Origin of the sequence: Salmonella sp. SAL04202, assembly GCF_046550775.1 — a bacterium.
In the GTDB taxonomy this organism is placed as follows: domain Bacteria; phylum Pseudomonadota; class Gammaproteobacteria; order Enterobacterales; family Enterobacteriaceae; genus Salmonella; species Salmonella enterica.
In genome coordinates, this window is sequence record NZ_JBGDXK010000002.1 from 336899 (window position 1) to 358631 (window position 21733).

The following is a 21733-nucleotide window of genomic DNA, read 5'->3' on the forward strand; positions in this document are numbered from 1 at the left end:
GCATGGCGCTTTCGTGTTGTCGTCCGTGTAACAGACAGCCCGCAGGCACAGTCAGATATAAAAGCCGTCCGATCCCCTCCGTGGACGGCTTCTCCCTGTCGTTATTTACCGCGTAAAATCACAGGTATTTCAGGGTGTAGGTGACGGAGGCGTTGAAGTCACCGGGAGTGACGCCATTATCCAGTGCTATTAGCCGGGCAAAGAAGTTGAGTTCGTTGTTTCCGGCCTGCAGTTGTTGAGCGTCGCCATCCGGCATCGGGGTGTTGGGATCGATAATTGTGGCGTTGTCACTCTTCAGTAGCTGGACACCAACATGCTGTGCGATACCGCTGGTGGTGTAAGCCTTTTTGCTGGTATTCGCTGCGCCAGAGAAAGATACGGTTACTTTGGACATTTTCCCTGCGGAGCCAGCTGTGTCCGGGGTATTCGGATCGAAAGCACAGTTCTGTAGATGAATGGTGAACGGTTTTGATTCCGTAGTTGCGTCGGCGGTATTCAGTTTACGGTAAGAAATCTGTCCAAACGGAACGGTGATCGCATCGTCGCCCGGTGCGATATCACAGGGTGAGTTGGTGATGGTACCAGTGAAGGTAATTTTACCTGAGCCGAACGGGCCTGCTGTGGGTGGATCGACTGCATATACAGAAGCGCCATACATCATACCGGCAGCCGCCATGGCAAGTATTATTTTATTACGCATAGATAATATGTCCTTTGGGTGAATGAGAATTATTTTGCAAAGGCTGAAAACAACTCTGAGGGTATTAATGAAAGCGTTCAGAAAAGATTCGTATGAATAATAAACGCCTGGTGTTAAACGAAGCACCTGAACTTTCCATCGAAAAATATTGATTTCAGCTAATGCCTAATCAGTTGTAAGAAAATTCTTATTCAAATTAAAACAATAAAAATAGATCGATACGATCGATGATTATGATCGTAATTTAAGAATAATCATCAAAGAAATACTTTTTAATGTAATTATAAGCGGGTGAATACCTAACAGACAGATATTCGCAGCGGACATGAAATATTTTGTAATATGTTATCGGGAATGTATGTTTTGCTTTTCCATTACACTGGATATTTACAAAACATAATACTAATCATATATAACAATGAAATTACTGGTAGCATAAAAAACTAGATATAACGCAAGTAAAAGGCATTTAATTCCAAAACATTAACTTAATAAATCATTATGAACCATCATAAGTGGAAGGAATAAAAAATAATAAATGAAATGATATTCTTCTGTATTTGTGATGGGCATCACAATAGATATAAATGCAGGTACCCTGACATTTCTGAACTTCGCGGATGAAATTTAAAAACAATGCCGACAGCAAAGAACAAACTGGTAATAGCTGTCAGACATAATGCTGCCTGCTGTAATGTATACAGCAGGCTGGGGGATATTAATGCGCGGCGTCGTGCTGCACGGAGTGCGTGGGTGATTCCTGAACTGACTGAGAGTCTACAACTATGCCATCCTGAGCTGATTTCAGTAATAGACCTGCCTGATAGTATTTTCCTTCGTTCATCAAGGAAAGCGCTGTGGTCACATCCTTACGGGTTTGCTGAAGAGGAATGAGTTCCTGATTTTCAATAACACTGACGCCTGCTAGTTTCAGGGCCTCTATAGTCCCTTTTTTATCTCCTTCTTTCATTTTCTGGTTTGCTTTATTAATAGCATCATTTTTCTGGCCCGCAGGGAGATAATCTTCTGCTACCGTAATCGATGAATTTATCCGAATATAGTGGTCTCCTTCAACTGGGGCTTTTTTATCTGATTTGACATACAGCTTCCAATCAGTGCTGTCATCGTTCAGGAGTTTTTCTGCTTGCGCAGCCAGTTGTTCCGCCTTTTGGGTGCGACCATTAAACAACTCGAATCGCGACATTCCGATATCACGCATGGCCTGCCAGGCCTGTCCGGATATCTTGTCATTATTCAGAGTAACGTTATCAGTCATGTTTGTTGCGGCCATAATATTTCCTGAAAACAGGATAACCATCAGCGCAACGCCTGGCATAATATGGCTTTTCATAATCCATCATCTCCACAAAGTAACATTTTTTATCGGATTATCCTATTCAGAACCGGTAACCCACGCCAAGATTAAAACCATTGCTATTAAGGCTTCCGCTGTTATGGGTAGCATCAAAATCCGCTCCCTCATAACCCAGAGTTATAGCGACACTACTGACCGGGGTATAAGCCACGCCAGCAGAATAACCATATCCGACCTTACTGTCGGACTCATTTATCCCGTGATCACGCTGATGCAATAATACGGGGCCCACTTGACTATACAGACTTAACTGATTATTTATTTTCCATGAGGGGCCTGCAAGCAGGGAGTAATAACGGGTTGTTACACGACCATTACTGCTTTCATCGGAATAGCGCTGGCTTCCATTTAGCCAGGCAAATGAGGTTGTCAGCCCCCAGTCCGGTGACATTTCATAGTTGTTTGCCAGCCGAACCCCACGCAACGTCCCGGCGTGATTAGTATGGGACTGGGCGTATCCAAGTGAAAATGTACTGGCATTATCGTCTGCCCATACCGGACTGGCTGCAGCAGACAGCAGAACAATACCGGCACTTCCGGCTAATAGCATTTTGTTCATCTTCTTCTCTCCGGTTATTTTTACCTGATGCCTTACTGGCATGTATTAAGTTAAAATCTTTCCGTGATAACAAACTATAAACAAATCTTTTAAATTATGAGCGCTGTTACGCCAGCAAATACCTTTATCTCCGGCTGTCGGGAGGCTATTCACGAAAATATATCCAGGCCAGAAACAGTATTTAATAATAAATAAACTGAAAAATAAAAACTGACAAAAATAGAAGTTCACTGATATATACCCAAAATAATTCGAGTTGCTTAAAGGCGGCAAGGGAGTAAGTCCCCAGGAGCATAGATAACGATGTGACTGGGGTGAGCGACAAATCTGCCGGGAGCAGATTTGAACGTCGCGTGCGACGGCCCGTCAGGGCGAGGCCCATGGATGGACTGAGTAATCCGTAGCCAACACATAAGCCACTTGAAGTATGAAAGGTATATAACGGGAAAGAAGGCATATCGGCCTGGTAAATCAACGTCTGTGACTTAGTTGCAGGAAACGGCTATGGTGAGGGGGGGCGGCAGTTATCGGGCAGTAACGGCATTGTTCAGTGAGTATCCAGGAAACAAAAAAAGAAGGGAGCGGTACTCCCTTCGTAAACATGTCAGAATACGACATTTTGGTACTCTTTTATTTATTATCTGGCCGTAAAAGTTATGCTGTTGGCAGATATCTCCAGTCAACATAAAAAAATACCACCAGCTAAAAATGTGATGCAAACCACCATTAAGCAGGTAACCAAATTGACTGTGCCACTACAATCCGGAAAAGAGCATGAATCCGGGGATAACATCTGATGCAAAAATTAGCACCAGTCTTCGATTCGGATACCCGGAATGCGTTCAAATTCGCGGAGATTGTTTGTGACGACGACCAGTCCGCGGCTACGGGCATGGCCAGCAATCATCTGGTCATAAGGCCCGACAGGTGTTCCCTTGCGGGCCAGTTCGGAACGGATTTGACCGGTATGTATCGCTGCCTGTGTATCGTAATCCAGCACTCCGCAGGGCATCCTTGTCCAACCCCGGCAATCGGGGAAAGCGAGTTTCCCCGACTCCGGCATTTCTGAATACATCCAATGAAGGAAATACCATGCAAACAATGCATAAAAAACATATGTGCCGATGGCTTCTGCCCGGTTTGCTCGGTCTGGCTCTGTGTGCGCCAGTACCGCATACTTACGCAGCCATCATTGAGGCAGGATTTTATCCGGAAGGTACAGATCTCCAGCTTGTTCTTAAGATAATTGAGACCGCACGACAGGAAATCCGTCTGATGGACTATTCCTTCACCTCTTGGGAGGTGGATCGTTAACCAGAATGGGGTTACATAAGCAACGGCAGACGTTCAGACAGGCAAATTGCTATAAATTCGTGGAGTTAGAAGATATTAGAAGATACTAGAAGATATTTGTCTGGAGCGGGCGAAGGGAATCGAACCCTCGTATAGAGCTTGGGAAGCTCTCGTTCTACCATTGAACTACGCCCGCTTTGAGATGCGTAAGGCATTATAAACCTTACGCTCTGGTTGGCAAGAGACTTACTGGCTGACTGGCGATTAATTCGCCGTCAGCACTTCGGTTTACTCCCCTGCGGCGGCAGATAACGCAGCGGATCGATGGCCGTCGCCCGGTAGCGAATCTGGAAGTGTAGTCTTACGGATGCGGCATCCGTGCTGCCCATCGTAGCGATTTTTTGCCCCGCTTTAACGCTTTGTCCATTATTAACCAGCATGGTGTCATTATGAGCGTAAGCCGTAATGTAATCTTCATTGTGCTTAATCATGATGAGATTGCCGTAACCGCGCAGCTGGTTCCCGACATAGACAACTTTACCCGCTCCCGCCGCATAAACAGGCGTTCCGCGCGCGCCCGCAATATCGATCCCCTTATTTCCGCCCTCCGCGGTGGAATAAGGTAAAATCACTTTACCGTTAGCAGGCCATACCCAACAACGCTGCCCCACCGGCGGCCAGGAGGATTTTGGCACCGAAGATGACGGTCTGACCGCAGCAGTTTTTGTTGCTGTTTTATTGCTGGTTTTGCGTGTTGAACTGCTACTCTTTGCGCTGCCGCGCACTTTAATTCGCTGCCCCACCTCAATAGTATAAGGCGGAGAAATGCCATTCAGTCGGGCCAGTTCTTTCACGCTGGTTCCCGTAGCGCGCGATATACGATACAACGTATCGCCGCGCTTAACGGTATAGACGGAGCCGGAATACGTTCCTGAGCCGGAATTACTGGAACACCCCGCCAGCAGCAGCCCTGTGCATAACAGCACCGCAATACCCAGGCTATTTTTGTTCAGGCGTCCTGCGCTCAAAACCATTCCTCACTCTATTGACAGACGCCTTATGATAGCAGCCAAATGCCGTATGCCCAATCCATTGACGCCGGAAAGGGTCCGCGCGGATGATGATGCCGCGAATATCCGATATGCCAGCATAATATCGACTCACGGCACAATGGTGCTCGTCTGCGTTCTGTCAGGGCCTGTTTTGGTAATGCCTTTCTTTCTGTTATGCGCTACGCTGATCGTCTGAGTATATGGCCTGGCCATGCTGCCGGGTCATTTTAATTTTCAGGAGCTTTCATGACTGAGGAACATGTCGTTTTATTGGATGAGCAGGATAAGCCTTCCGGCACACTGGAAAAGTATGCGGCTCATACGCTTAATACGCCTTTGCATCTGGCTTTCTCCTGCTGGCTATTTAACGAAGATGGTCAGTTGCTGGTAACACGACGGTCGCTGAGCAAGAAAGCCTGGCCAGGCGTGTGGACGAATTCGGTTTGCGGTCATCCGCAACAAGACGAAACCACCGAAGAGGCGATCATCCGCCGTTGTCGGTTCGAACTCGGCGTGGAAATTACCGATCTCACCCCCGTCTATCCGCACTTCAGCTATCGGGCGACAGATCCAAACGGTATTGTGGAAAATGAAGTCTGTCCGGTATTTGCCGCGCGGGCAACCAGTGTGTTACAGGTTAACAGCGAAGAGGTGATGGACTATCAGTGGAGCGAATTTAAAAGCGTATGGAAAAGCCTTCTCGCTACGCCGTGGGCATTTAGCCCGTGGATGGTCATGCAAGCGTCAGACGAACAAGCGCGTGAACGACTGCTCGATTACTGCCAGCGTTAAAAATTGCCTGATGGCGCTACGTCTGAACGAAGAGATGCCGGATGGCGGCTAATGCCCCATCCGGCAATTTACATCTTATTTCACCGGACGCATCGCCGGGAACAGAATAACGTCGCGAATCGTGTGGCTGTTAGTAAACAGCATCACCATACGGTCGATACCAATTCCCAGACCCGCTGTCGGCGGTAAACCGTGTTCCAGCGCCGTCACGTAGTCTTCGTCGTAGAACATGGCTTCGTCATCGCCCGCCGCTTTTGCATTAACCTGATCCAGGAAACGCTGCGCCTGGTCTTCCGCATCGTTCAACTCGCTAAAGCCATTACCGATTTCACGACCGCCGATAAAGAACTCGAAGCGGTCAGTGATTTCCGGGTTCACATCATTACGACGCGCCAGCGGAGACACTTCAGCCGGATATTCGGTGATGAAGGTCGGCTGAATCAGATGCGCTTCAGCGACTTCGTCAAAGATCTCGGTGACGATACGGCCCAGACCCCAGCTCTTCTCGACGTGAATGCCGATGCTTTCAGCAATCGCCTTCGCGGAATCAAAGTTGTCCAGATCAGCCATATCCGTTTCCGGGCGATATTTCTTGATCGCTTCACGCATGGTCAGTTTTTCGAACGGCTTACCGAAGTCAAACACTTCATCACCGTACGGAACCTGGGTGGTGCCCAGAACATCCTGCGCCAGCGTACGGAACAGAGACTCCGTCAGCTCGATCAGGTCTTTGTAGTCCGCATACGCCATATAGAGTTCCATCATGGTGAACTCAGGATTATGGCGCACGGAGATGCCTTCGTTACGGAAGTTACGGTTAATTTCGAATACGCGTTCGAAGCCGCCAACCACCAGACGCTTGAGGTACAGTTCCGGCGCGATACGCAGGTACATGTCCAGATCCAGCGCGTTGTGATGGGTGATAAACGGACGGGCAGACGCGCCGCCTGGGATCACCTGCATCATCGGCGTTTCGACTTCCATAAAGCCGCGAGCAACCATAAACTGGCGAATACCGGCCAGGATCTTCGAACGGGTTTTGAAGGTGTTACGGGATTCATCGTTAGAGATGAGATCCAGATAACGCTGGCGATAGCGCGCTTCCTGGTCCTGCAGGCCGTGGAATTTATCCGGCAACGGACGCAGCGCTTTCGTCAGCAGGCGCAGTTCGGTGCAGTGGATAGACAGCTCGCCGGTTTTGGTTTTGAACAGCTTACCTTTCGCGCCGAGGATATCGCCAAGATCCCACTTCTTGAACTGCTCGTTGTAAACGCCTTCCGGCAGATCATCGCGCGCCACATACAGCTGAATGCGGCCGCCTACGTCTTGCAGGGTAACAAAAGAGGCTTTACCCATAATACGGCGAGTCATCATACGGCCCGCGACGGACACTTCAATATTCAGCGCTTCCAGTTCTTCAGCTTCTTTCGCGTCAAACTCTGCGTGCAGTTGGTCTGAGGTACGGTCACGACGGAAATCGTTCGGGAACGGGATACCCTGCTCACGCAGTGCAGCCAGCTTCTCGCGACGTGCCTTCATTTCATTGTTAAGATCGACTACCTCGTCAGCGCCCTGTGCGTTTTGTTCAGACATGTTGATTCCTCATAGCCCTGCTTTCAAACTTGCTTCGATAAATTGATCCAGACTACCGTCCAGTACCGCCTGTGTATTGCGGGTTTCCACCCCAGTACGCAGGTCTTTAATGCGGGAATCGTCCAGGACATAGGAACGAATCTGGCTTCCCCAGCCGATATCAGACTTAGTGTCTTCCATCGCCTGTTTTTCAGCGTTCTTTTTCTGCATCTCCAGTTCATAAAGCTTCGCTTTCATCTGCTTCATGGCCTGGTCTTTGTTTTTGTGCTGCGAACGGTCGTTCTGGCACTGCGTCACGATTCCGGTTGGAATATGGGTGATACGCACGGCGGATTCCGTACGGTTAACGTGCTGACCGCCTGCGCCAGACGCGCGATAGACGTCGATACGCAGATCCGCCGGGTTAATGTCGATATCGATATCGTCGTCCACTTCCGGGTACACAAACGCGGAGCTAAACGAGGTATGACGGCGACCGCCGGAGTCGAACGGACTTTTACGCACCAGACGATGTACACCGGTTTCAGTGCGCAGCCAGCCATAGGCATATTCGCCGGAGATTTTGATAGTCGCGGACTTAATGCCGGCGACTTCCCCTTCCGACTCTTCAATGACTTCCGTCTTGAAGCCGCGCGCTTCCGCCCAACGCAGATACATACGCAGCAACATGCTGGCCCAGTCCTGCGCTTCAGTACCACCAGAACCGGCCTGAATATCGAGATAGCAATCGGCGCTATCGTACTCGCCGGAGAACATCCGGCGGAATTCCAACTGCGCCAGCTTCTCTTCCAGCGTATTCAGTTCCGCGACGGCTTCGTTAAACGTCTCTTCGTCGTCAGCTTCTACCGCCAGTTCCAGCAGCCCGGAAACGTCGTCCAGCCCCTGAGTCATTTGATCAAGCGTATCGACGATCGCTTCGAGCGATGAACGCTCTTTTCCCAGCGCCTGCGCGCGCTCAGGTTCGTTCCAGACATCCGGCTGTTCCAGCTCGGCGTTTACTTCTTCCAGACGCTCTTTCTTAGCATCGTAGTCAAAGATACCCCCTAAGAACGTTGGTGCGTTCCGTGAGGTCCTGAATGCGGTTATTCACCGGGTTAATTTCAAACATGGTCTGATTTCTTTTATTTGACTTGTCAAAATGCGGTTATAAGGGCGAAATATTAGCGGATTTCGCCCCTTAATTACAGCGAAAGTGTTGTTAAATCGCCCCGATCATAGCGGCCAAATATCATCGATAATAATCTGTAAACTACGGTTGCCGCGAAACTCGTTAATGTCCAGTTTATAAGCCAGTTCTACCTCCCGCACGCCGTTATCCGGCCAACAGGTCGTATCAATATTAAATGCGATGCCATCCAACAGCGGGCCGCCGCCGACGGGCTCCACCATCACCTTGAGGTGGCGCTCGCCCACCAGACGCTGTTGTAGCAGACGGAAACGACCATCGAATAACGGTTCCGGGAACATTTGCCCCCACGGCCCGGCATCCCGCAACAGTTGCGCCACTTCCATAGACATCTCCGCCGCGCTTAATGGACCATCGGAGATCACCTCGCCTTGCAGCAGGGCAGGATCGAGCCATTCCGTCACCAGCTCGCCAAAACGTTGCTGAAACTGCTCGAATTTATGCTCTTCCAGCGACAATCCCGCCGCCATCGCATGACCGCCGAACTTGATCATCAGATCAGGGTAAAGGGTATCCAGCCTTTCCAGCGCATCGCGCATATGCAACCCCTGAATCGAACGGCCTGAGCCTTTTAGCGTGCCGTCGCCCGCAGGCGCAAAGGCGATCACCGGGCGGTGAAAACGCTCTTTAATGCGCGACGCCAGAATTCCGACCACGCCCTGATGCCACTCAGGATGATACATCGCCAGACCGCCCGGAAGCGTTTCACTACTGCGCTCAAGCTTTTCGCACAGGATAAGCGCTTCCGCCTGCATCCCCTGCTCTATTTCTTTGCGCGTCTGGTTAAGCGCATCCAGCTCGCTGGCCAGAACACGCGCTTCGCCGAGGTTATCGCACAACAGTAACGCCACGCCAACGGACATATCATCCAGCCTGCCGGCGGCATTCAGGCGAGGCCCCAACGCGAAGCCTAAATCACTGGCGGCAAGCTGCTGCGGATCGCGATTCGATATCTCCAGCAACGCTTTAATTCCCGGACGGCATTTCCCGGCACGAATACGACTTAGCCCTTGCCAGGTCAGAATACGGTTGTTGGCGTCCAGCGGCACAACGTCTGCTACCGTACCCAACGCCACTAAATCCAGCAGCTCCGCCAGATTCGGCGGCGCGATGTTGCGCTCATCGAACCATCCTTTGTCGCGCAAAAATGTTCGCAACGCCAGCATCAGGTAAAACGCCACGCCGACGCCCGCCAGCGACTTAGACGGGAATTCGCAGTTGCGCAGATTGGGATTAATAATCGCTTCGGCATCCGGCAACGTGTCGCCTGGCAGGTGGTGATCGGTCACGATCACCGGAATCCCCAACGTCTTTGCATGCGCTACGCCGGCGTGGGATGAAATGCCGTTGTCTACGGTGACGATAAGCTGCGCGCCGCGCGCCTTCGCCTGATCGACCACTTCCGGGCTTAAACCGTAGCCGTCCTCAAAGCGATTAGGCACCAGATAACTGATGTTGTCACATCCCAACGCACGCATTCCCAATACGCTTAGCGCAGTACTGGTCGCGCCGTCGGCGTCAAAATCGCCAACAACAATAATGCGGGTACCTTCGCGAAAGGCGTTGTAGAGGATCTCCACCGCGTTATCTATGCCGCTAAGCTGTTGCCAGGGCAGCATTCCTTTCACGCTGCGCTCCAGTTCGCGGGCGCTACGAACGCCCCGGCTGGCATATAAACGTCGTAGTAATGGAGGAAGATCGGCGGGGAGTTCCGCCGTCTCATCAGCCTCGCGCCGACGAAGTTGTCTCTGTTGTTTCACGCGTATTATTTACCACTGGTCTGTTTTTGATGCTCATCAAGAAACGCTTTCATCTCTTTCGGTCCCTGATAGCCAGGCACCACATAGCCGTTACTCAATACAATGGCTGGCGTACCGCTAACGCCCAACTGCACGCCCAACGCATAATGATCAGCAATGTTCACGTCACAGCTTGCCGGTTTCACGCCCTTACCTGCCATGGCGTCATCAAACGCTTTGTTTTTGTCTTTGGCGCACCAGATAGATTTCATATCCTGCTCCGCCTGGCTTTCCAGCCCCTGGCGCGGAAAAGCCAGATAACGTACCGTGATCCCCAGCGCGTTATAATCTTTCATCTCTTCATGTAGCTTATGACAATAGCCGCAGGTGATATCGGTAAAAACAGTAATGACATGTTTCTCATCCGGCGCTTTATAGACGATCATCTCTTTTTCCAGCGCATTTAGCTGGCCCATCAGCAGTTTGTTCGTCACGTTTACCGGATGCGCGCCGCTCACGTCATACATCGGCCCTTGAATAATATGTTTGCCGTCATCAGTGACGTACAGTACGCCGCTGTGAGTGAGGACGGTTTTCATCCCTGCCACTGGCGAGGCCTGAATTTCCGTACTCTGAACGCCCAACTTAGCCAGCGACTGACGGATAGCCGCATCATCCGCATGGGCCACGCCTGAAAACGCCGCCGCCAGTAAAGTGAACATCATAAAACGCTTTTTCATAAACTATCCTTTCCTGTCAGCACTCATGCCCGCGGATGGTGCTGTTGATGAAGTTGACGCAAACGCTCCGTTGCGACATGCGTATAAATTTGTGTCGTCGAAAGATCGCTATGCCCAAGTAGCATTTGTACAACGCGCAAGTCGGCGCCGTGATTCAGCAAATGCGTGGCGAAAGCGTGACGTAAAACATGCGGCGATAGTTTTTCGCTATCGATTCCAGCCAGTACCGCATAATGTTTAATACGGTGCCAGAAGGTCTGCCGCGTCATCTGCTGCGCACGCTGACTGGGGAATAATACGTCAATCGATACGCCATTGAGTAACCAGGGACGCCCATGCTCCAGATACGTTTCCAGCCAATATACCGCCTCTTCACCTAACGGCACCAACCGCTCTTTATTGCCTTTACCGATAACCCGCACCACGCCCTGCCGCAGACTGATATCGCTCATTGTCAGCCCCACCAGTTCCGACACGCGCAAACCGGTGGCATACAGCACTTCCAACATAGCTTTATCGCGCAACTCCAAAGGTTGATCAATAAGCGGCGCCTGCAAGAGCCGTTCAACCTGCGCCTCGCTAAGGTCTTTCGGTAAACGCTGCGGAAGCTTAGGCGAGGCCAACTGCGCGCTCGGATCATCCTCACGATACTTTTCACGGTACAGATGCTGGAAAAAGCGCCGCATAGCACTTAACAGGCGTGCGGAGCTGGTCGCTTTGTATCCGCCCTCCACCCGTTCAGCCAGCAGCGTTTGTAAATCATCAGCCTGCGCCGTCGCAAGCGTTTTTCCGCGATGATGCAACCACGCAACGACCATCGATAAATCGCGACGATACGCGCTTAATGTATTTTCCGCCAGATTTCGTTCCAGCCACAGGGCATCCAGAAACTGCTCAATACGCGCTAAATCCTGTTCCATTCGCGCTCCCCACTTCACGCTGACTTTGGGTGCATTATGCCTCATTGTGCCGTGAATGCAGCGATTCTGTTACACTACCCGCAACGCTATAGCAGAATCGAGATGTAACGTAATGAACATGGGTCTTTTTTACGGTTCCAGCACGTGCTACACCGAGATGGCCGCAGAGAAAATTCGCGATATCCTCGGCCCGGAGCTGGTGACATTACATAACCTCAAGGATGACGCCCCCGCCTTAATGGAGCAGTACGACGTGCTCATTTTAGGCATCCCCACCTGGGATTTTGGTGAAATTCAGGAGGACTGGGAAGCCGTCTGGGAGCAACTGGACGATCTCAATCTGGAAGGCAAAATCGTTGCGCTTTACGGTATGGGCGACCAGCTCGGCTACGGTGAGTGGTTCCTGGATGCGCTGGGTATGTTGCATGACAAACTTGCCCTCAAAGGCGTTAAATTTGTCGGCTACTGGCCCACAGAAGGCTACGAATTTACCAGCAATAAACCGGTCATTGCGGATGGGCAACTGTTTGTCGGCCTGGCGCTGGATGAAACGAACCAGTACGATCTCAGCGATGAGCGTATACAGACCTGGTGTGAACAAATTCTCGGCGAAATGGCCGAACACTACGCCTGAAGCCTTACTCGCTGTATTTCCCTCTCGACGGAACCGCGTTTACGCCGTTCCGTCAGTGTTGGCCTGATATCGGCTGCTGTAACAGTATCCGACGCAACTCACGCCATTCCGCTTCTTCCATGCTATCCGCCGCCAGCCATAAATGCTGATGACGTCCAGACTCTGCGCGTAAACGCAACACCATCCCGCTTTTCAGTAACCAGGGCGGACGCAAGAGCGTCCAGTCCTGCCCCTGCCAGCGTAAGCGCCCGTCCATGAGTAGCTTGATCTCTCCCTGGCAGGTATTAATCCTGCGCTGGCTACGTACACAGTCAAACACGACCAGCGACAGTAGTATCATCCATAACGGGGTATAACTCAGCGGCCAGGGCATCAATAAAATCACCGCGGCAACCAGCCCATGAATGAGCAATGAGATCCACTGAGCGCGCCATGAGACGCGTAAATCAGATTGCCACAGGACCACGTTCCCGATTCCGTGTCTGAATGAGTCGGACCATCTGTTCCAGTTCAGCGTCAGCCGGTTTACCGTGATTCATTAACCAGTTAAATAAATCCGGGTCATCACTCTGCAACAAACGGACAAAAATACGCTTTTCTTCATCACTTAAACTATCGTACTCATGTTCAAAAAACGGCATGATGGAAATATCAAGTTCGCGCATACCGCGACGACATGCCCAGTGAATACGTGCTTTATTGTGAATATCCATGTTCTTCCTGCCTCGCGAAAATGAAGTACCGGGCTATTGTAACGTGTTTTTGGCGTTGTTTTACGGGAATCTCAGTAATCTGGAACGCGATCGCGAAATAAAAGGCTGGGAATCAATATGTTCATCCATTTTGGATACCGCCTCGCAAAACGATCAATCCGCTCTCAATGGGCTATTTAAAGCACTTGCAATGACCGATGGCTCTTTTACCATTAACCATTATTGTTGCAGCTAACCAGGACATTATTTATGGCTTTTATCTCCTTTCCACCACGTCATCCTTCATCGTCAGCCCGCCTGCCGCTGACGCTGATCGCGCTTGACGACTGGGCGCTGTCGACCATTACCGGCGTAGACAGTGAAAAGTATATTCAGGGCCAGGTCACCGCTGACGTAAGCCAGATGACTGAACAGCAACACCTTCTCGCCGCCCACTGCGATGCTAAAGGTAAGATGTGGAGCACTCTGCGCCTGTTCCGTGAGCGCGACGGTTTCGCCTGGATTGAACGCCGTAGCGTGCGTGAAGCGCAATTAACGGAGCTGAAAAAGTACGCCGTATTTTCCAAAGTGGTCATCGCGCCGGATGACGAACGCGTATTGCTTGGCGTGGCCGGTTTTCAGGCCCGTGCGGCGCTGGCTAATGTCTTTAGCGTACTGCCCAATAGCGAAAATCAGGTGGTCAGAGACGGCGCCTCTACGCTGCTATGGTTTGAACATCCTGCGGAACGATTCCTGCTTGTCACCGATGTCGCGACGGCCAACATGTTAACGGAGAAGTTGCATGGCGAAGCCGAACTGAATAACAGTCAACAGTGGCTGGCATTGGATATTGAAGCAGGCATTCCGGTGATTGACGCGGCGAACAGCGGTCAGTTTATCCCCCAGGCGACTAACCTACAGGCGCTGGGCGGCATCAGCTTCAAGAAAGGCTGCTACACCGGACAGGAGATGGTCGCACGGGCAAAATTCCGCGGCGCCAATAAACGCGCGCTTTGGTTGCTGGCGGGCAAAGCCAGCCGGGTACCGGAAGCAGGAGAAGATCTGGAGCTACAGATGGGCGAGAACTGGCGTCGTACCGGCGCTATTCTGGCGGCGACGCAGTTAGACGATGGTCAGTTACTGGTTCAGGCCGTCATGAATAACGATTTAGAAGCCGAAAGCGTCTTCCGTGTTCGCGACGATGCCAACACCCTGCATATCGTCCCGCTGCCTTACTCGCTGGAAGAGTGATATCACGTTAAAAGCCGGATAGCCTGATAGCGCAACGCCATCAGGCTCGCACGTGCTGCTCTCGTAGGCCGGATAAGGTACGACAGCGCCGCCATCCGGCACGGGCATCCGGGAATTACGCCTGTCCCACATACAAATAGATAGCCAGGAAGTGGCACACGCTGCCGCCCAGCACAAAGCCATGCCAGATGGCGTGGTTATAAGGTATGCGTTTGCAAACATAGAAAATTACGCCCAGCGAGTAAACGACGCCACCTACCGCCAGCAGCGTCACGCCGCCTATCGCCAGCTTAATCGCCAACTGATAAACCACTATCAGCGACAGCCAGCCCATTGCCAGATACGTAACCAGTGAAAGCACTTTAAATCGGTGCGCAATCGTCAACTTGAAGAGGATACCGAATAGCGCCAGGCTCCAGATCACAATCATTAGTCCGCGCGCCAGCGGCGAATCCAGACCTACCAGCAGAAATGGCGTATAGGTTCCGGCAATGAGCAGATAGATAGCGCAGTGATCAAATTTCTTTAACCAGATTTTTGCCCGCTGATGAGGAATGGCATGATAAAGCGTTGAGGCAAGAAAAAGCAGGATCATGCTCCCGCCATATAAACTGTAGCTGGCGATAGCCGTCATACCCGCATTCGCCTCTACCGCCTGAACCAACAACAGCACCAGGCCGACAATACCAAATACCAATCCAATGCCGTGGCTAATACTGTTGGCGATTTCCTCAGCCAGCGAATATCCCTGCGTCATTAATGGTTTTTGCACCATAACTTACTCCGGAGAAACGTTCATAACGATGAACTGCGCCTCTAGCGTAACTGAGAATGGTTCCAGTGAACACATGTTAGCTAAAATAAATTCTCAAAATTAAATTTTGTTTATTATTCAATAGGTTAATTACAAAAACTCAACTAACACGCGTTCATATTTATCAAAGGCATTTAAAATCAATCACATAAAATTGCGTCTGGTTGGGATAGATTTCAGCAATGACCCGTTTCAGCTCATCAAGCGACATATTTTCCTGTTGCGCATGTTTTTCGTTCAGCGTATCCAGCATCACAGTTGACGTTCCTGTCACTTCGATTGTGCAAAAATAGCCATCATCTTCGAACCGCCCCACGCGTAGCACATCGCCTGCTTTAAAGTGGGACTCGGAGGCATCACGAATAGTGATGGTTTTACGCCCTGCCAGAATGTCATTCTGGAAACGTTGAAAGAAAGTAATGTCATTTGGCTGCATGTGGTTATCCCCCTGAATATGGCCCCTTGAAGTGGATGTTACGATCTGAATGTGTTCTTGCCCCGACACGCGAGCACCCTGGAATTTTGCGTACGCTTTACATGTCATTTGGTGCAGAATGAATGATAACAGACTAAATAAATTGAGATTATGCAACAATGAGAAAACTCACCCTGCCAAAAGATTTTTTATGGGGCGGCGCGGTTGCTGCACACCAGGTTGAAGGCGGCTGGAATAAAGACGGTAAAGGCCCCAGCATCTGCGACGTGCTAACCGGCGGCGCACACGGCGTGCCACGCGAAATCACCCAGAATGTCGTTGCTGGCAAATACTATCCGAACCACGAGGCGGTGGATTTTTACGGACATTACAAAGAAGACATCCGTCTTTTCGCCGAAATGGGGTTCAAATGCTTCCGTACCTCTATTGCCTGGACGCGTATCTTCCCGAATGGCGACGAATCCCAGCCAAACGAGGCCGGTCTGAAATTCTACGACGACATGTTTGATGAGTTACTCAAATACAACATCGAACCGGTCATTACCCTTTCTCACTTTGAAATGCCATTACATCTGGTACAGCACTACGGCGGCTGGACCAATCGTAAAGTGGTTGATTTCTTTGTCCGTTTTGCTGAAGTCGTGTTTGAACGCTACAAACATAAGGTCAAATACTGGATGACCTTCAACGAAATTAACAACCAGCGAAACTGGCGCGCGCCGCTGTTTGGCTACTGCTGTTCCGGCGTAGTGTATACCGAGCATGAGAATCCAGAAGAAACCATGTATCAGGTCTTACATCATCAGTTTGTCGCCAGCGCGCTGGCGGTAAAAGCGGCACGTCGTATTAATCCACAGATGAAAGTTGGCTGTATGCTGGCGATGGTCGCGCTGTATCCTTTCTCCTGTAAACCAGAAGATGTGATGTTTGCTCAGGAATCGATGCGTGAACGCTACGTCTTTACCGATGTGCAGCTGCGCGGCTATTACCCGTCCTATGTGTTGAACGAGTGGAAGCGCCGCGGATTTAACATCAAAATGGAAGATGGCGATCTTGAAGTGCTGCGCGAAGGCACCTGCGATTATCTTGGTTTCAGTTATTACATGACCAACGCGGTCAAAGCCGAAGGCGGTAGCGGCGATGCGATTTCCGGTTTTGAAGGCAGCGTACCGAACCCCTATGTTAAAGCATCTGACTGGGGCTGGCAGATTGACCCGGTGGGCCTGCGTTATTCATTGTGTGAACTGTACGAACGCTATCAAAAGCCGCTGTTTATTGTCGAAAACGGTTTTGGTGCTTACGACAAAGTAGAAGAAGATGGCAGCATCAACGACGACTACCGAATTGACTACCTGCGCGCCCATATTGAAGAGATGAAAAAAGCGGTGACTTACGATGGTGTCGACCTGATGGGCTACACGCCGTGGGGCTGCATCGACTGCGTGTCGTTCACCACCGGTCAGTACAGCAAGCGCTACGGCTTCATCTACGTGAACAAGCACGATGACGGTACGGGCGATATGTCGCGTTCGCGTAAGAAGAGCTTCAACTGGTACAAAGAGGTGATTGCCAGCAACGGCGAGAAGCTTTAACTCCTGCACGTTACCCGCCAGTCGGCGGGTAACACTTTGAACGAGTCTTACCAGGTCTTACCTATTTTAAATTCCCAGCGTACATCTTCCATTTTGGTTGGCGACTTCGCTTCCTGCATTACCGGGAAGAAGGCTCCGGCGCCAAACCATAATTTCAGTGAATCGACGGCAATATTAAATGACGGACCAACAACCCATTCGGTAGTTCCAGAATGGTTATTAATTACGCTGCTATTAGACAGTTTTTTCGTTCCAGAGGCATTATTGCTGTAGGCACTTTCCAGACCAAGATCCAGCGGTAAATCGCTAAACATATACCGCACCTGGGTATTCCACTGGAATTCGTTACCTCGTTTCACGTCCTGGTTACCGCGCTCAAATGGTCCCTGATATACAAAACCCATATCCCCTTTAATGTTAGGAGTAAATAATTTTGTTAAAGTGAGTGTTACTCTTCCTCCCCAGGCGCTATTCCCAGGCAAATGATTATCTCCATCTTGCCCGGTGGGTAGTAATACTGCCCCACCTACCGTAACCCAAAACGGATCACCTCTTCGCTGGCTCATTAAAGCATAATTGACTCCCACCGATTGGTCGCCCATTCCCTCTATGTGCTCAGGAGACAGATTGTCTCGTTTGTTATTGATATAGGAACCCACAGTTGATAATTCCAGTCTGTCGGTCAAACCGTAACGAATCTTCAATAACCATATCTGGGAGTAAACATCCGGACTTCCGTGCCCCTCGATTTGATGATCTTTATCGCGAAATGAGCTATTCACGGCGGTTAATAACTTTCCTTCCGGCAATACTGAACCACCAGAAATAGCGGTATTAACTGGTGCACCTAATAGATTACTGGGATTATTTTCTCCGTTAGCTGCCATTGCATTCATTAATAGAAAATATGTCATTAATGGCAGAAATATAAATCGTTTCATTATTCCCTCCAGGTATAAAAAACAAAGCGCTAAGTTAATAAATATTTACGTTATTTATGCTTATTTTTAATTTATAATTTAAATTAATAACTTGATGAATTTAATATACGGAAATTTTTGTAACTATATTGAGAGGTAAATAACGATTCCGGAGAGAAACTATTTGTAACTACATGTAAATATACTGTGTTGTTTTGATTAAATAACAGCAAGGTAAAAATGATGCACAATGAATCATTAGGCTCTAAAAAACCGGTAATTTAATTCTGGCTAATACACTGATACAAACGCCAGGTTGCCTGACAGGAGCCAACGATTTACTGTAATGTATTGAATTAGTAACACTTTGTTGCCTGAATAAGGCACTCACATTGCATCCGACATAAACAAAGCGCACTTTATTAACAAGCTGAAAAGGCGCCGAAGCGCCTTTAGAAAACAGTCGAATCAGCAAATTACTGGTAGTCGCTAATCGGTACGCAGGAGCAGAACAGGTTACGGTCGCCATAAACATCATCCAGACGTTTCACCGTCGGCCAGTATTTGTCTGTCACGTCTGCCGGGAATACGGCAACTTCACGGCTGTACGGATGCGCCCACTCGGCGACCAGTTCGCTCTGAATGTGCGGCGCGTTCACCAGCGGGTTATCTTCCAGCGGCCAGACACCCGCTTTCACCTGGTCAATCTCTGCGCGGATAGCCAGCATCGCATCGATAAAGCGATCCAGCTCAGCCTTACCTTCAGATTCCGTCGGCTCTACCATCAGCGTGCCCGCCACCGGGAACGACATGGTTGGCGCATGGAAACCGTAGTCGATCAGACGCTTGGCAATATCCAGCTCGCTGATGCCGGTTTCTTCTTTCAATGGGCGAATATCAAGAATACATTCGTGCGCCACACGGCCATCGCGACCAGTATACAGTACCGGATAGGCATCTTTCAGACGGCTGGCAATGTAGTTAGCGTTAAGAATCGCGACCTGACTTGCCTGCTTCAGGCCTTCTGCGCCCATCATGCGGATGTACATCCAGCTGATTGGCAGGATAGAGGCACTACCGAACGGCGCCGCAGAAACCGCGCCCTGACGGGTTAACATGCCTTCGATTTGCACCACGCTATGACCCGGTACGAACGGTGCCAGATGCGCTTTCACGCCGATCGGTCCCATGCCTGGGCCACCGCCGCCGTGCGGAATGCAGAAAGTTTTATGCAGGTTAAGATGCGAAACGTCCGCGCCAATAAAGCCCGGTGAGGTAATGCCGACCTGAGCGTTCATGTTCGCGCCGTCAAGGTAAACCTGACCGCCGAACTGGTGCACAACTTCACACACCTCACGGATCGTTTCTTCATACACGCCGTGGGTGGACGGATAGGTCACCATGATGCAAGAAAGGTTCGCAGCATGTTGTTCTGCTTTTGCCCGCAGATCGTCCAGGTCGATGTTGCCGTTCTTATCACAGGCGACTACCACCACCTGCATTCCTGCCATATGTGCAGAAGCAGGGTTAGTGCCGTGAGCAGAGGCCGGAATCAGGCAGATATCGCGATGCCCTTCGTTGCGGCTTTCGTGATAGTGACGAATCGCCAGCAGCCCCGCGTATTCCCCCTGTGCGCCGGAGTTAGGCTGCATACAGACGGCGTCGTACCCGGTGAGTTTCACCAGCCAGTCAGAAAGCTGGCTAATCATCTGATGATATCCTTCCGCCTGTTCCGGCGGGCAGAACGGATGCAGTTCAGCGAATTCCGGCCAGGTGATAGGGATCATCTCGGCGGCGGCGTTCAGCTTCATGGTGCAGGAACCCAGCGGGATCATCGCCTGATTCAGCGCCAGATCTTTACGCTCCAGCGAGTGCATATAGCGCATCATCTCGGTTTCGCTGTGGTAACGGTTAAATACCGGATGCGTCAGAATCGCATCGTCACGCAGCATACTTTGCTGAATGGAACGGCTATCAAGCGCCACGTCTTTATCCAGTGTTTCAATGTTCAGACCGTGGCTGTCGCCCAGCAAAACATTGAACAACTGCGCCACATTCTCACGGGTGGTGGTTTCATCAAGGGTAATACCCACCGCGTTATGAATATCGCTGCGCAGATTGATCTCTGCCGCTTCCGCACGCGCCAGTACCGCAGCTTTATCAGCCACTTCCACACACAGGGTGTCGAAGTAGTGCGCATGACGCAGCTTTAAGCCTTTCTGTTGCAGACCGGCCGCCAGAATATCGGTCAGGCGGTGGATACGATTCGCAATGCGTTTCAGGCCAACCGGTCCATGATAAACGGCATACAGACTGGCGATGTTAGCCAGCAGTACCTGCGAGGTACAAATATTGGAGTTCGCTTTCTCACGACGGATATGCTGCTCGCGAGTCTGCATCGCCATGCGCAGTGCGGTATTGCCCGCCGCATCTTTTGAGACGCCGATAATACGGCCTGGCATGGAGCGTTTAAATTCGTCTTTGGCGGCAAAGAATGCCGCGTGCGGGCCACCGTACCCCATCGGTACGCCGAAGCGTTGCGCAGAGCCGAAAACAATGTCCGCGCCCTGTTTACCCGGCGCGGTAAGCAGCACCAGCGCCATAAAGTCGGCGGCGACGCTGACAATCACTTTACGGGCTTTGAGTTCGCTAATCAGCGCGCTGTAGTCGTGAATTTCGCCCGTGGAGCCAACCTGCTGCAACAGCACGCCAAACACATCCCGGTGATCCAGTGCTTTCGCCGCGTCATCCACAATGACGTCAAAGCCAAAGGTTTCGGCGCGAGTACGCACGACGTCCAGAGTTTGCGGATGGACATCAGAGGCGACAAAGAACCGGTTGGCATTTTTCAGTTTGCTGACGCGCTTTGCCATCGCCATCGCTTCAGCGGCGGCGGTCGCTTCATCCAGCAGCGAGGCGGAAGCCATGTCCAGCCCCGTCAGGTCCAGCGTCACCTGTTGGAAGTTGAGCAGCGCTTCCAGACGCCCCTGAGAGACTTCCGGCTGATAAGGAGTGTAGGCGGTGTACCAGCCCGGATTTTCCAGCATGTTGCGCAGGATAACCGGCGGTAGCTGCACGGCGGTGTAGCCCATGCCAATGTACGACGTGAAGCGCTTGTTACGCCCGGCGATGGCTTTTAATTCCGCCAGTGCGGCATATTCGGTTGCCGCCTCGCCAACCTGCGGCGGAGTCGCGAGCTGAATGTCTTTCGGCACAATCTGACCTGTCAGCGCGTTTAACGACTCGGCGCCAACCGCATTCAGCATCTCTTGCTGCTGCGCGGCGTCCGGTCCGATGTGGCGTTCAATGAAAGCGCCGCGGTTTTCAAGCTGGCTTAACGTCTGTGTCATGGGCGATGGTTCCTGAAACGTGCAGTGAATCGTGATTGTCTCTAACTCAATTGCCCGGTGGCGCTGACGCTTACCGGGCCTACGCGTGCGAAAAC

At 50.8% G+C, this 21733-nt stretch carries 20 protein-coding genes, 1 tRNA gene and 1 pseudogene; 5 read left to right on the forward strand and 17 right to left on the reverse strand.

The window, feature by feature from the left end; genetic code table 11:
* Positions 1–118 precede the first annotated feature (118 nt).
* From ACLJQJ_RS11850 to vapC, 4 genes and pseudogenes are all read right to left on the reverse strand, one after another.
* Positions 119–700: a fimbrial protein gene (locus ACLJQJ_RS11850; RefSeq protein WP_001244651.1), complete on the reverse strand. Its 582-nt coding sequence runs from the start codon at positions 698–700 to the stop codon at positions 119–121.
* A gap of 718 nt (positions 701–1418) precedes the next feature.
* Positions 1419–2051, reverse strand: coding sequence for a YfdX family protein (locus ACLJQJ_RS11855; RefSeq protein WP_023208692.1), 633 nt, complete (start codon positions 2049–2051; stop codon positions 1419–1421).
* 46 nt (positions 2052–2097) lie between these two features.
* Entirely contained in the window at positions 2098–2634 is a 537-nt protein-coding gene (locus ACLJQJ_RS11860; protein WP_001038502.1) for an STM3031 family outer membrane protein, read from the reverse strand.
* A gap of 805 nt (positions 2635–3439) precedes the next feature.
* Positions 3440–3634 (reverse strand): annotated as a pseudogene (gene vapC / locus ACLJQJ_RS11865) (tRNA(fMet)-specific endonuclease VapC); the annotation flags it as partial.
* Positions 3635–3735: 101 nt separating this feature from the next.
* On the opposite strand from vapC, the gene ACLJQJ_RS11870 reads away from it, so the two are divergent.
* On the forward strand, positions 3736–3948 hold the full coding sequence (locus ACLJQJ_RS11870; RefSeq protein WP_063808845.1) for a hypothetical protein: 213 nt from the start codon (positions 3736–3738) through the stop codon (positions 3946–3948).
* A gap of 101 nt (positions 3949–4049) precedes the next feature.
* On the opposite strand, the gene ACLJQJ_RS11875 is transcribed toward ACLJQJ_RS11870, so the two are convergent.
* Both ACLJQJ_RS11875 and actS read right to left on the reverse strand, forming a co-directional pair.
* Positions 4050–4123 (reverse strand) — tRNA-Gly (locus ACLJQJ_RS11875).
* A 79-nt stretch (positions 4124–4202) separates the two neighbouring features.
* Positions 4203–4961, reverse strand: coding sequence for an amidase activator ActS (actS, locus tag ACLJQJ_RS11880; RefSeq protein ID WP_000244328.1), 759 nt, complete (start codon positions 4959–4961; stop codon positions 4203–4205).
* Between the two features lie 264 nt (positions 4962–5225).
* Here actS and idi point away from each other — a divergent pair, with 264 nt between their 5' ends.
* The gene (idi, locus tag ACLJQJ_RS11885; RefSeq protein ID WP_000133985.1) at positions 5226–5771 is read left to right on the forward strand and encodes an isopentenyl-diphosphate Delta-isomerase; all 546 of its coding nucleotides are present in this window, start codon (positions 5226–5228) and stop codon (positions 5769–5771) included.
* Positions 5772–5846: 75 nt separating this feature from the next.
* On the opposite strand, the gene lysS is transcribed toward idi, so the two are convergent.
* The 5 genes from lysS to xerD all read right to left on the reverse strand — a co-directional run bounded on the left by lysS (position 5847) and on the right by xerD (position 11949).
* Complete coding sequence (lysS, locus tag ACLJQJ_RS11890) at positions 5847–7364, reverse strand: lysine--tRNA ligase (protein WP_000003339.1); 1518 nt, start codon at positions 7362–7364, stop codon at positions 5847–5849.
* Positions 7365–7373: 9 nt separating this feature from the next.
* Positions 7374–8472, reverse strand: a protein-coding gene (prfB, locus tag ACLJQJ_RS11895; protein WP_010989230.1) for a peptide chain release factor 2 whose coding sequence is annotated in 2 segments (ribosomal slippage) — positions 7374–8396 and positions 8398–8472 — 1098 coding nt in all. Because the reading frame shifts where the segments join, the coding sequence is not laid out codon by codon here.
* A gap of 104 nt (positions 8473–8576) precedes the next feature.
* Complete coding sequence (gene recJ, locus ACLJQJ_RS11900; RefSeq protein WP_063808816.1) at positions 8577–10310, reverse strand: single-stranded-DNA-specific exonuclease RecJ; 1734 nt, start codon at positions 10308–10310, stop codon at positions 8577–8579.
* A gap of 5 nt (positions 10311–10315) precedes the next feature.
* On the reverse strand, positions 10316–11029 hold the full coding sequence (dsbC, locus tag ACLJQJ_RS11905; protein ID WP_063808817.1) for a bifunctional protein-disulfide isomerase/oxidoreductase DsbC: 714 nt from the start codon (positions 11027–11029) through the stop codon (positions 10316–10318).
* 23 nt (positions 11030–11052) lie between these two features.
* On the reverse strand, positions 11053–11949 hold the full coding sequence (gene xerD, locus ACLJQJ_RS11910; protein ID WP_000434302.1) for a site-specific tyrosine recombinase XerD: 897 nt from the start codon (positions 11947–11949) through the stop codon (positions 11053–11055).
* 112 nt (positions 11950–12061) lie between these two features.
* On the opposite strand from xerD, the gene fldB reads away from it, so the two are divergent.
* The gene (fldB, locus tag ACLJQJ_RS11915; protein ID WP_001055885.1) at positions 12062–12583 is read left to right on the forward strand and encodes a flavodoxin FldB; all 522 of its coding nucleotides are present in this window, start codon (positions 12062–12064) and stop codon (positions 12581–12583) included.
* 52 nt (positions 12584–12635) lie between these two features.
* On the opposite strand, the gene ACLJQJ_RS11920 is transcribed toward fldB, so the two are convergent.
* Entirely contained in the window at positions 12636–13049 is a 414-nt protein-coding gene (locus tag ACLJQJ_RS11920; protein ID WP_000244756.1) for a protein YgfX, read from the reverse strand.
* Entirely contained in the window at positions 13030–13296 is a 267-nt protein-coding gene (sdhE, locus tag ACLJQJ_RS11925; RefSeq protein WP_000351186.1) for an FAD assembly factor SdhE, read from the reverse strand. The genes ACLJQJ_RS11920 and sdhE overlap by 20 nt, the downstream gene beginning before the upstream one ends.
* 249 nt (positions 13297–13545) lie before the next feature.
* Here sdhE and ygfZ point away from each other — a divergent pair, with 249 nt between their 5' ends.
* Entirely contained in the window at positions 13546–14526 is a 981-nt protein-coding gene (gene ygfZ, locus ACLJQJ_RS11930) for a tRNA-modifying protein YgfZ (protein WP_000874178.1), read from the forward strand.
* Between the two features lie 115 nt (positions 14527–14641).
* On the opposite strand, the gene trhA is transcribed toward ygfZ, so the two are convergent.
* Entirely contained in the window at positions 14642–15301 is a 660-nt protein-coding gene (gene trhA / locus ACLJQJ_RS11935; protein WP_000250289.1) for a PAQR family membrane homeostasis protein TrhA, read from the reverse strand.
* A 163-nt stretch (positions 15302–15464) separates the two neighbouring features.
* Positions 15465–15776 (reverse strand): N(4)-acetylcytidine aminohydrolase, encoded by a 312-nt coding sequence (gene yqfB, locus ACLJQJ_RS11940; protein ID WP_001727953.1) that lies wholly within the window; start codon positions 15774–15776, stop codon positions 15465–15467.
* A 158-nt stretch (positions 15777–15934) separates the two neighbouring features.
* On the opposite strand from yqfB, the gene bglA reads away from it, so the two are divergent.
* Entirely contained in the window at positions 15935–17368 is a 1434-nt protein-coding gene (gene bglA, locus ACLJQJ_RS11945; RefSeq protein WP_063808818.1) for a 6-phospho-beta-glucosidase BglA, read from the forward strand.
* A gap of 47 nt (positions 17369–17415) precedes the next feature.
* Here the strand turns inward: bglA and ACLJQJ_RS11950 are convergent, their stop codons facing one another.
* Together ACLJQJ_RS11950 and gcvP are read right to left on the reverse strand one after the other, a co-directional pair.
* Positions 17416–18309 (reverse strand): transporter, encoded by an 894-nt coding sequence (locus ACLJQJ_RS11950; RefSeq protein ID WP_063808819.1) that lies wholly within the window; start codon positions 18307–18309, stop codon positions 17416–17418.
* A 455-nt stretch (positions 18310–18764) separates the two neighbouring features.
* Positions 18765–21638 (reverse strand): aminomethyl-transferring glycine dehydrogenase, encoded by a 2874-nt coding sequence (gene gcvP, locus ACLJQJ_RS11955; protein ID WP_063808820.1) that lies wholly within the window; start codon positions 21636–21638, stop codon positions 18765–18767.
* Between the last annotated feature and the right edge of the window lie 95 nt (positions 21639–21733).

What these genes read in the sequence shown, in the direction of transcription:
- ACLJQJ_RS11850 (WP_001244651.1), bottom strand. Translation starts at nt 700, where the DNA reads ATGCGTAATAAAATAATACTTGCCATGGCGGCTGCCGGTATGATGTAT.
- ACLJQJ_RS11855 (WP_023208692.1), bottom strand. Translation starts at nt 2,051, where the DNA reads ATGAAAAGCCATATTATGCCAGGCGTTGCGCTGATGGTTATCCTGTTT.
- ACLJQJ_RS11860 (WP_001038502.1), bottom strand. Translation starts at nt 2,634, where the DNA reads ATGAACAAAATGCTATTAGCCGGAAGTGCCGGTATTGTTCTGCTGTCT.
- ACLJQJ_RS11870 (WP_063808845.1), top strand. Translation starts at nt 3,736, where the DNA reads ATGCATAAAAAACATATGTGCCGATGGCTTCTGCCCGGTTTGCTCGGT.
- actS (WP_000244328.1), bottom strand. Translation starts at nt 4,961, where the DNA reads ATGGTTTTGAGCGCAGGACGCCTGAACAAAAATAGCCTGGGTATTGCG.
- idi (WP_000133985.1), top strand. Translation starts at nt 5,226, where the DNA reads ATGACTGAGGAACATGTCGTTTTATTGGATGAGCAGGATAAGCCTTCC.
- lysS (WP_000003339.1), bottom strand. Translation starts at nt 7,364, where the DNA reads ATGTCTGAACAAAACGCACAGGGCGCTGACGAGGTAGTCGATCTTAAC.
- dsbC (WP_063808817.1), bottom strand. Translation starts at nt 11,029, where the DNA reads ATGAAAAAGCGTTTTATGATGTTCACTTTACTGGCGGCGGCGTTTTCA.
- xerD (WP_000434302.1), bottom strand. Translation starts at nt 11,949, where the DNA reads ATGGAACAGGATTTAGCGCGTATTGAGCAGTTTCTGGATGCCCTGTGG.
- fldB (WP_001055885.1), top strand. Translation starts at nt 12,062, where the DNA reads ATGAACATGGGTCTTTTTTACGGTTCCAGCACGTGCTACACCGAGATG.
- sdhE (WP_000351186.1), bottom strand. Translation starts at nt 13,296, where the DNA reads ATGGATATTCACAATAAAGCACGTATTCACTGGGCATGTCGTCGCGGT.
- ygfZ (WP_000874178.1), top strand. Translation starts at nt 13,546, where the DNA reads ATGGCTTTTATCTCCTTTCCACCACGTCATCCTTCATCGTCAGCCCGC.
- trhA (WP_000250289.1), bottom strand. Translation starts at nt 15,301, where the DNA reads ATGGTGCAAAAACCATTAATGACGCAGGGATATTCGCTGGCTGAGGAA.
- yqfB (WP_001727953.1), bottom strand. Translation starts at nt 15,776, where the DNA reads ATGCAGCCAAATGACATTACTTTCTTTCAACGTTTCCAGAATGACATT.
- bglA (WP_063808818.1), top strand. Translation starts at nt 15,935, where the DNA reads ATGAGAAAACTCACCCTGCCAAAAGATTTTTTATGGGGCGGCGCGGTT.
- ACLJQJ_RS11950 (WP_063808819.1), bottom strand. Translation starts at nt 18,309, where the DNA reads ATGAAACGATTTATATTTCTGCCATTAATGACATATTTTCTATTAATG.
- gcvP (WP_063808820.1), bottom strand. Translation starts at nt 21,638, where the DNA reads ATGACACAGACGTTAAGCCAGCTTGAAAACCGCGGCGCTTTCATTGAA.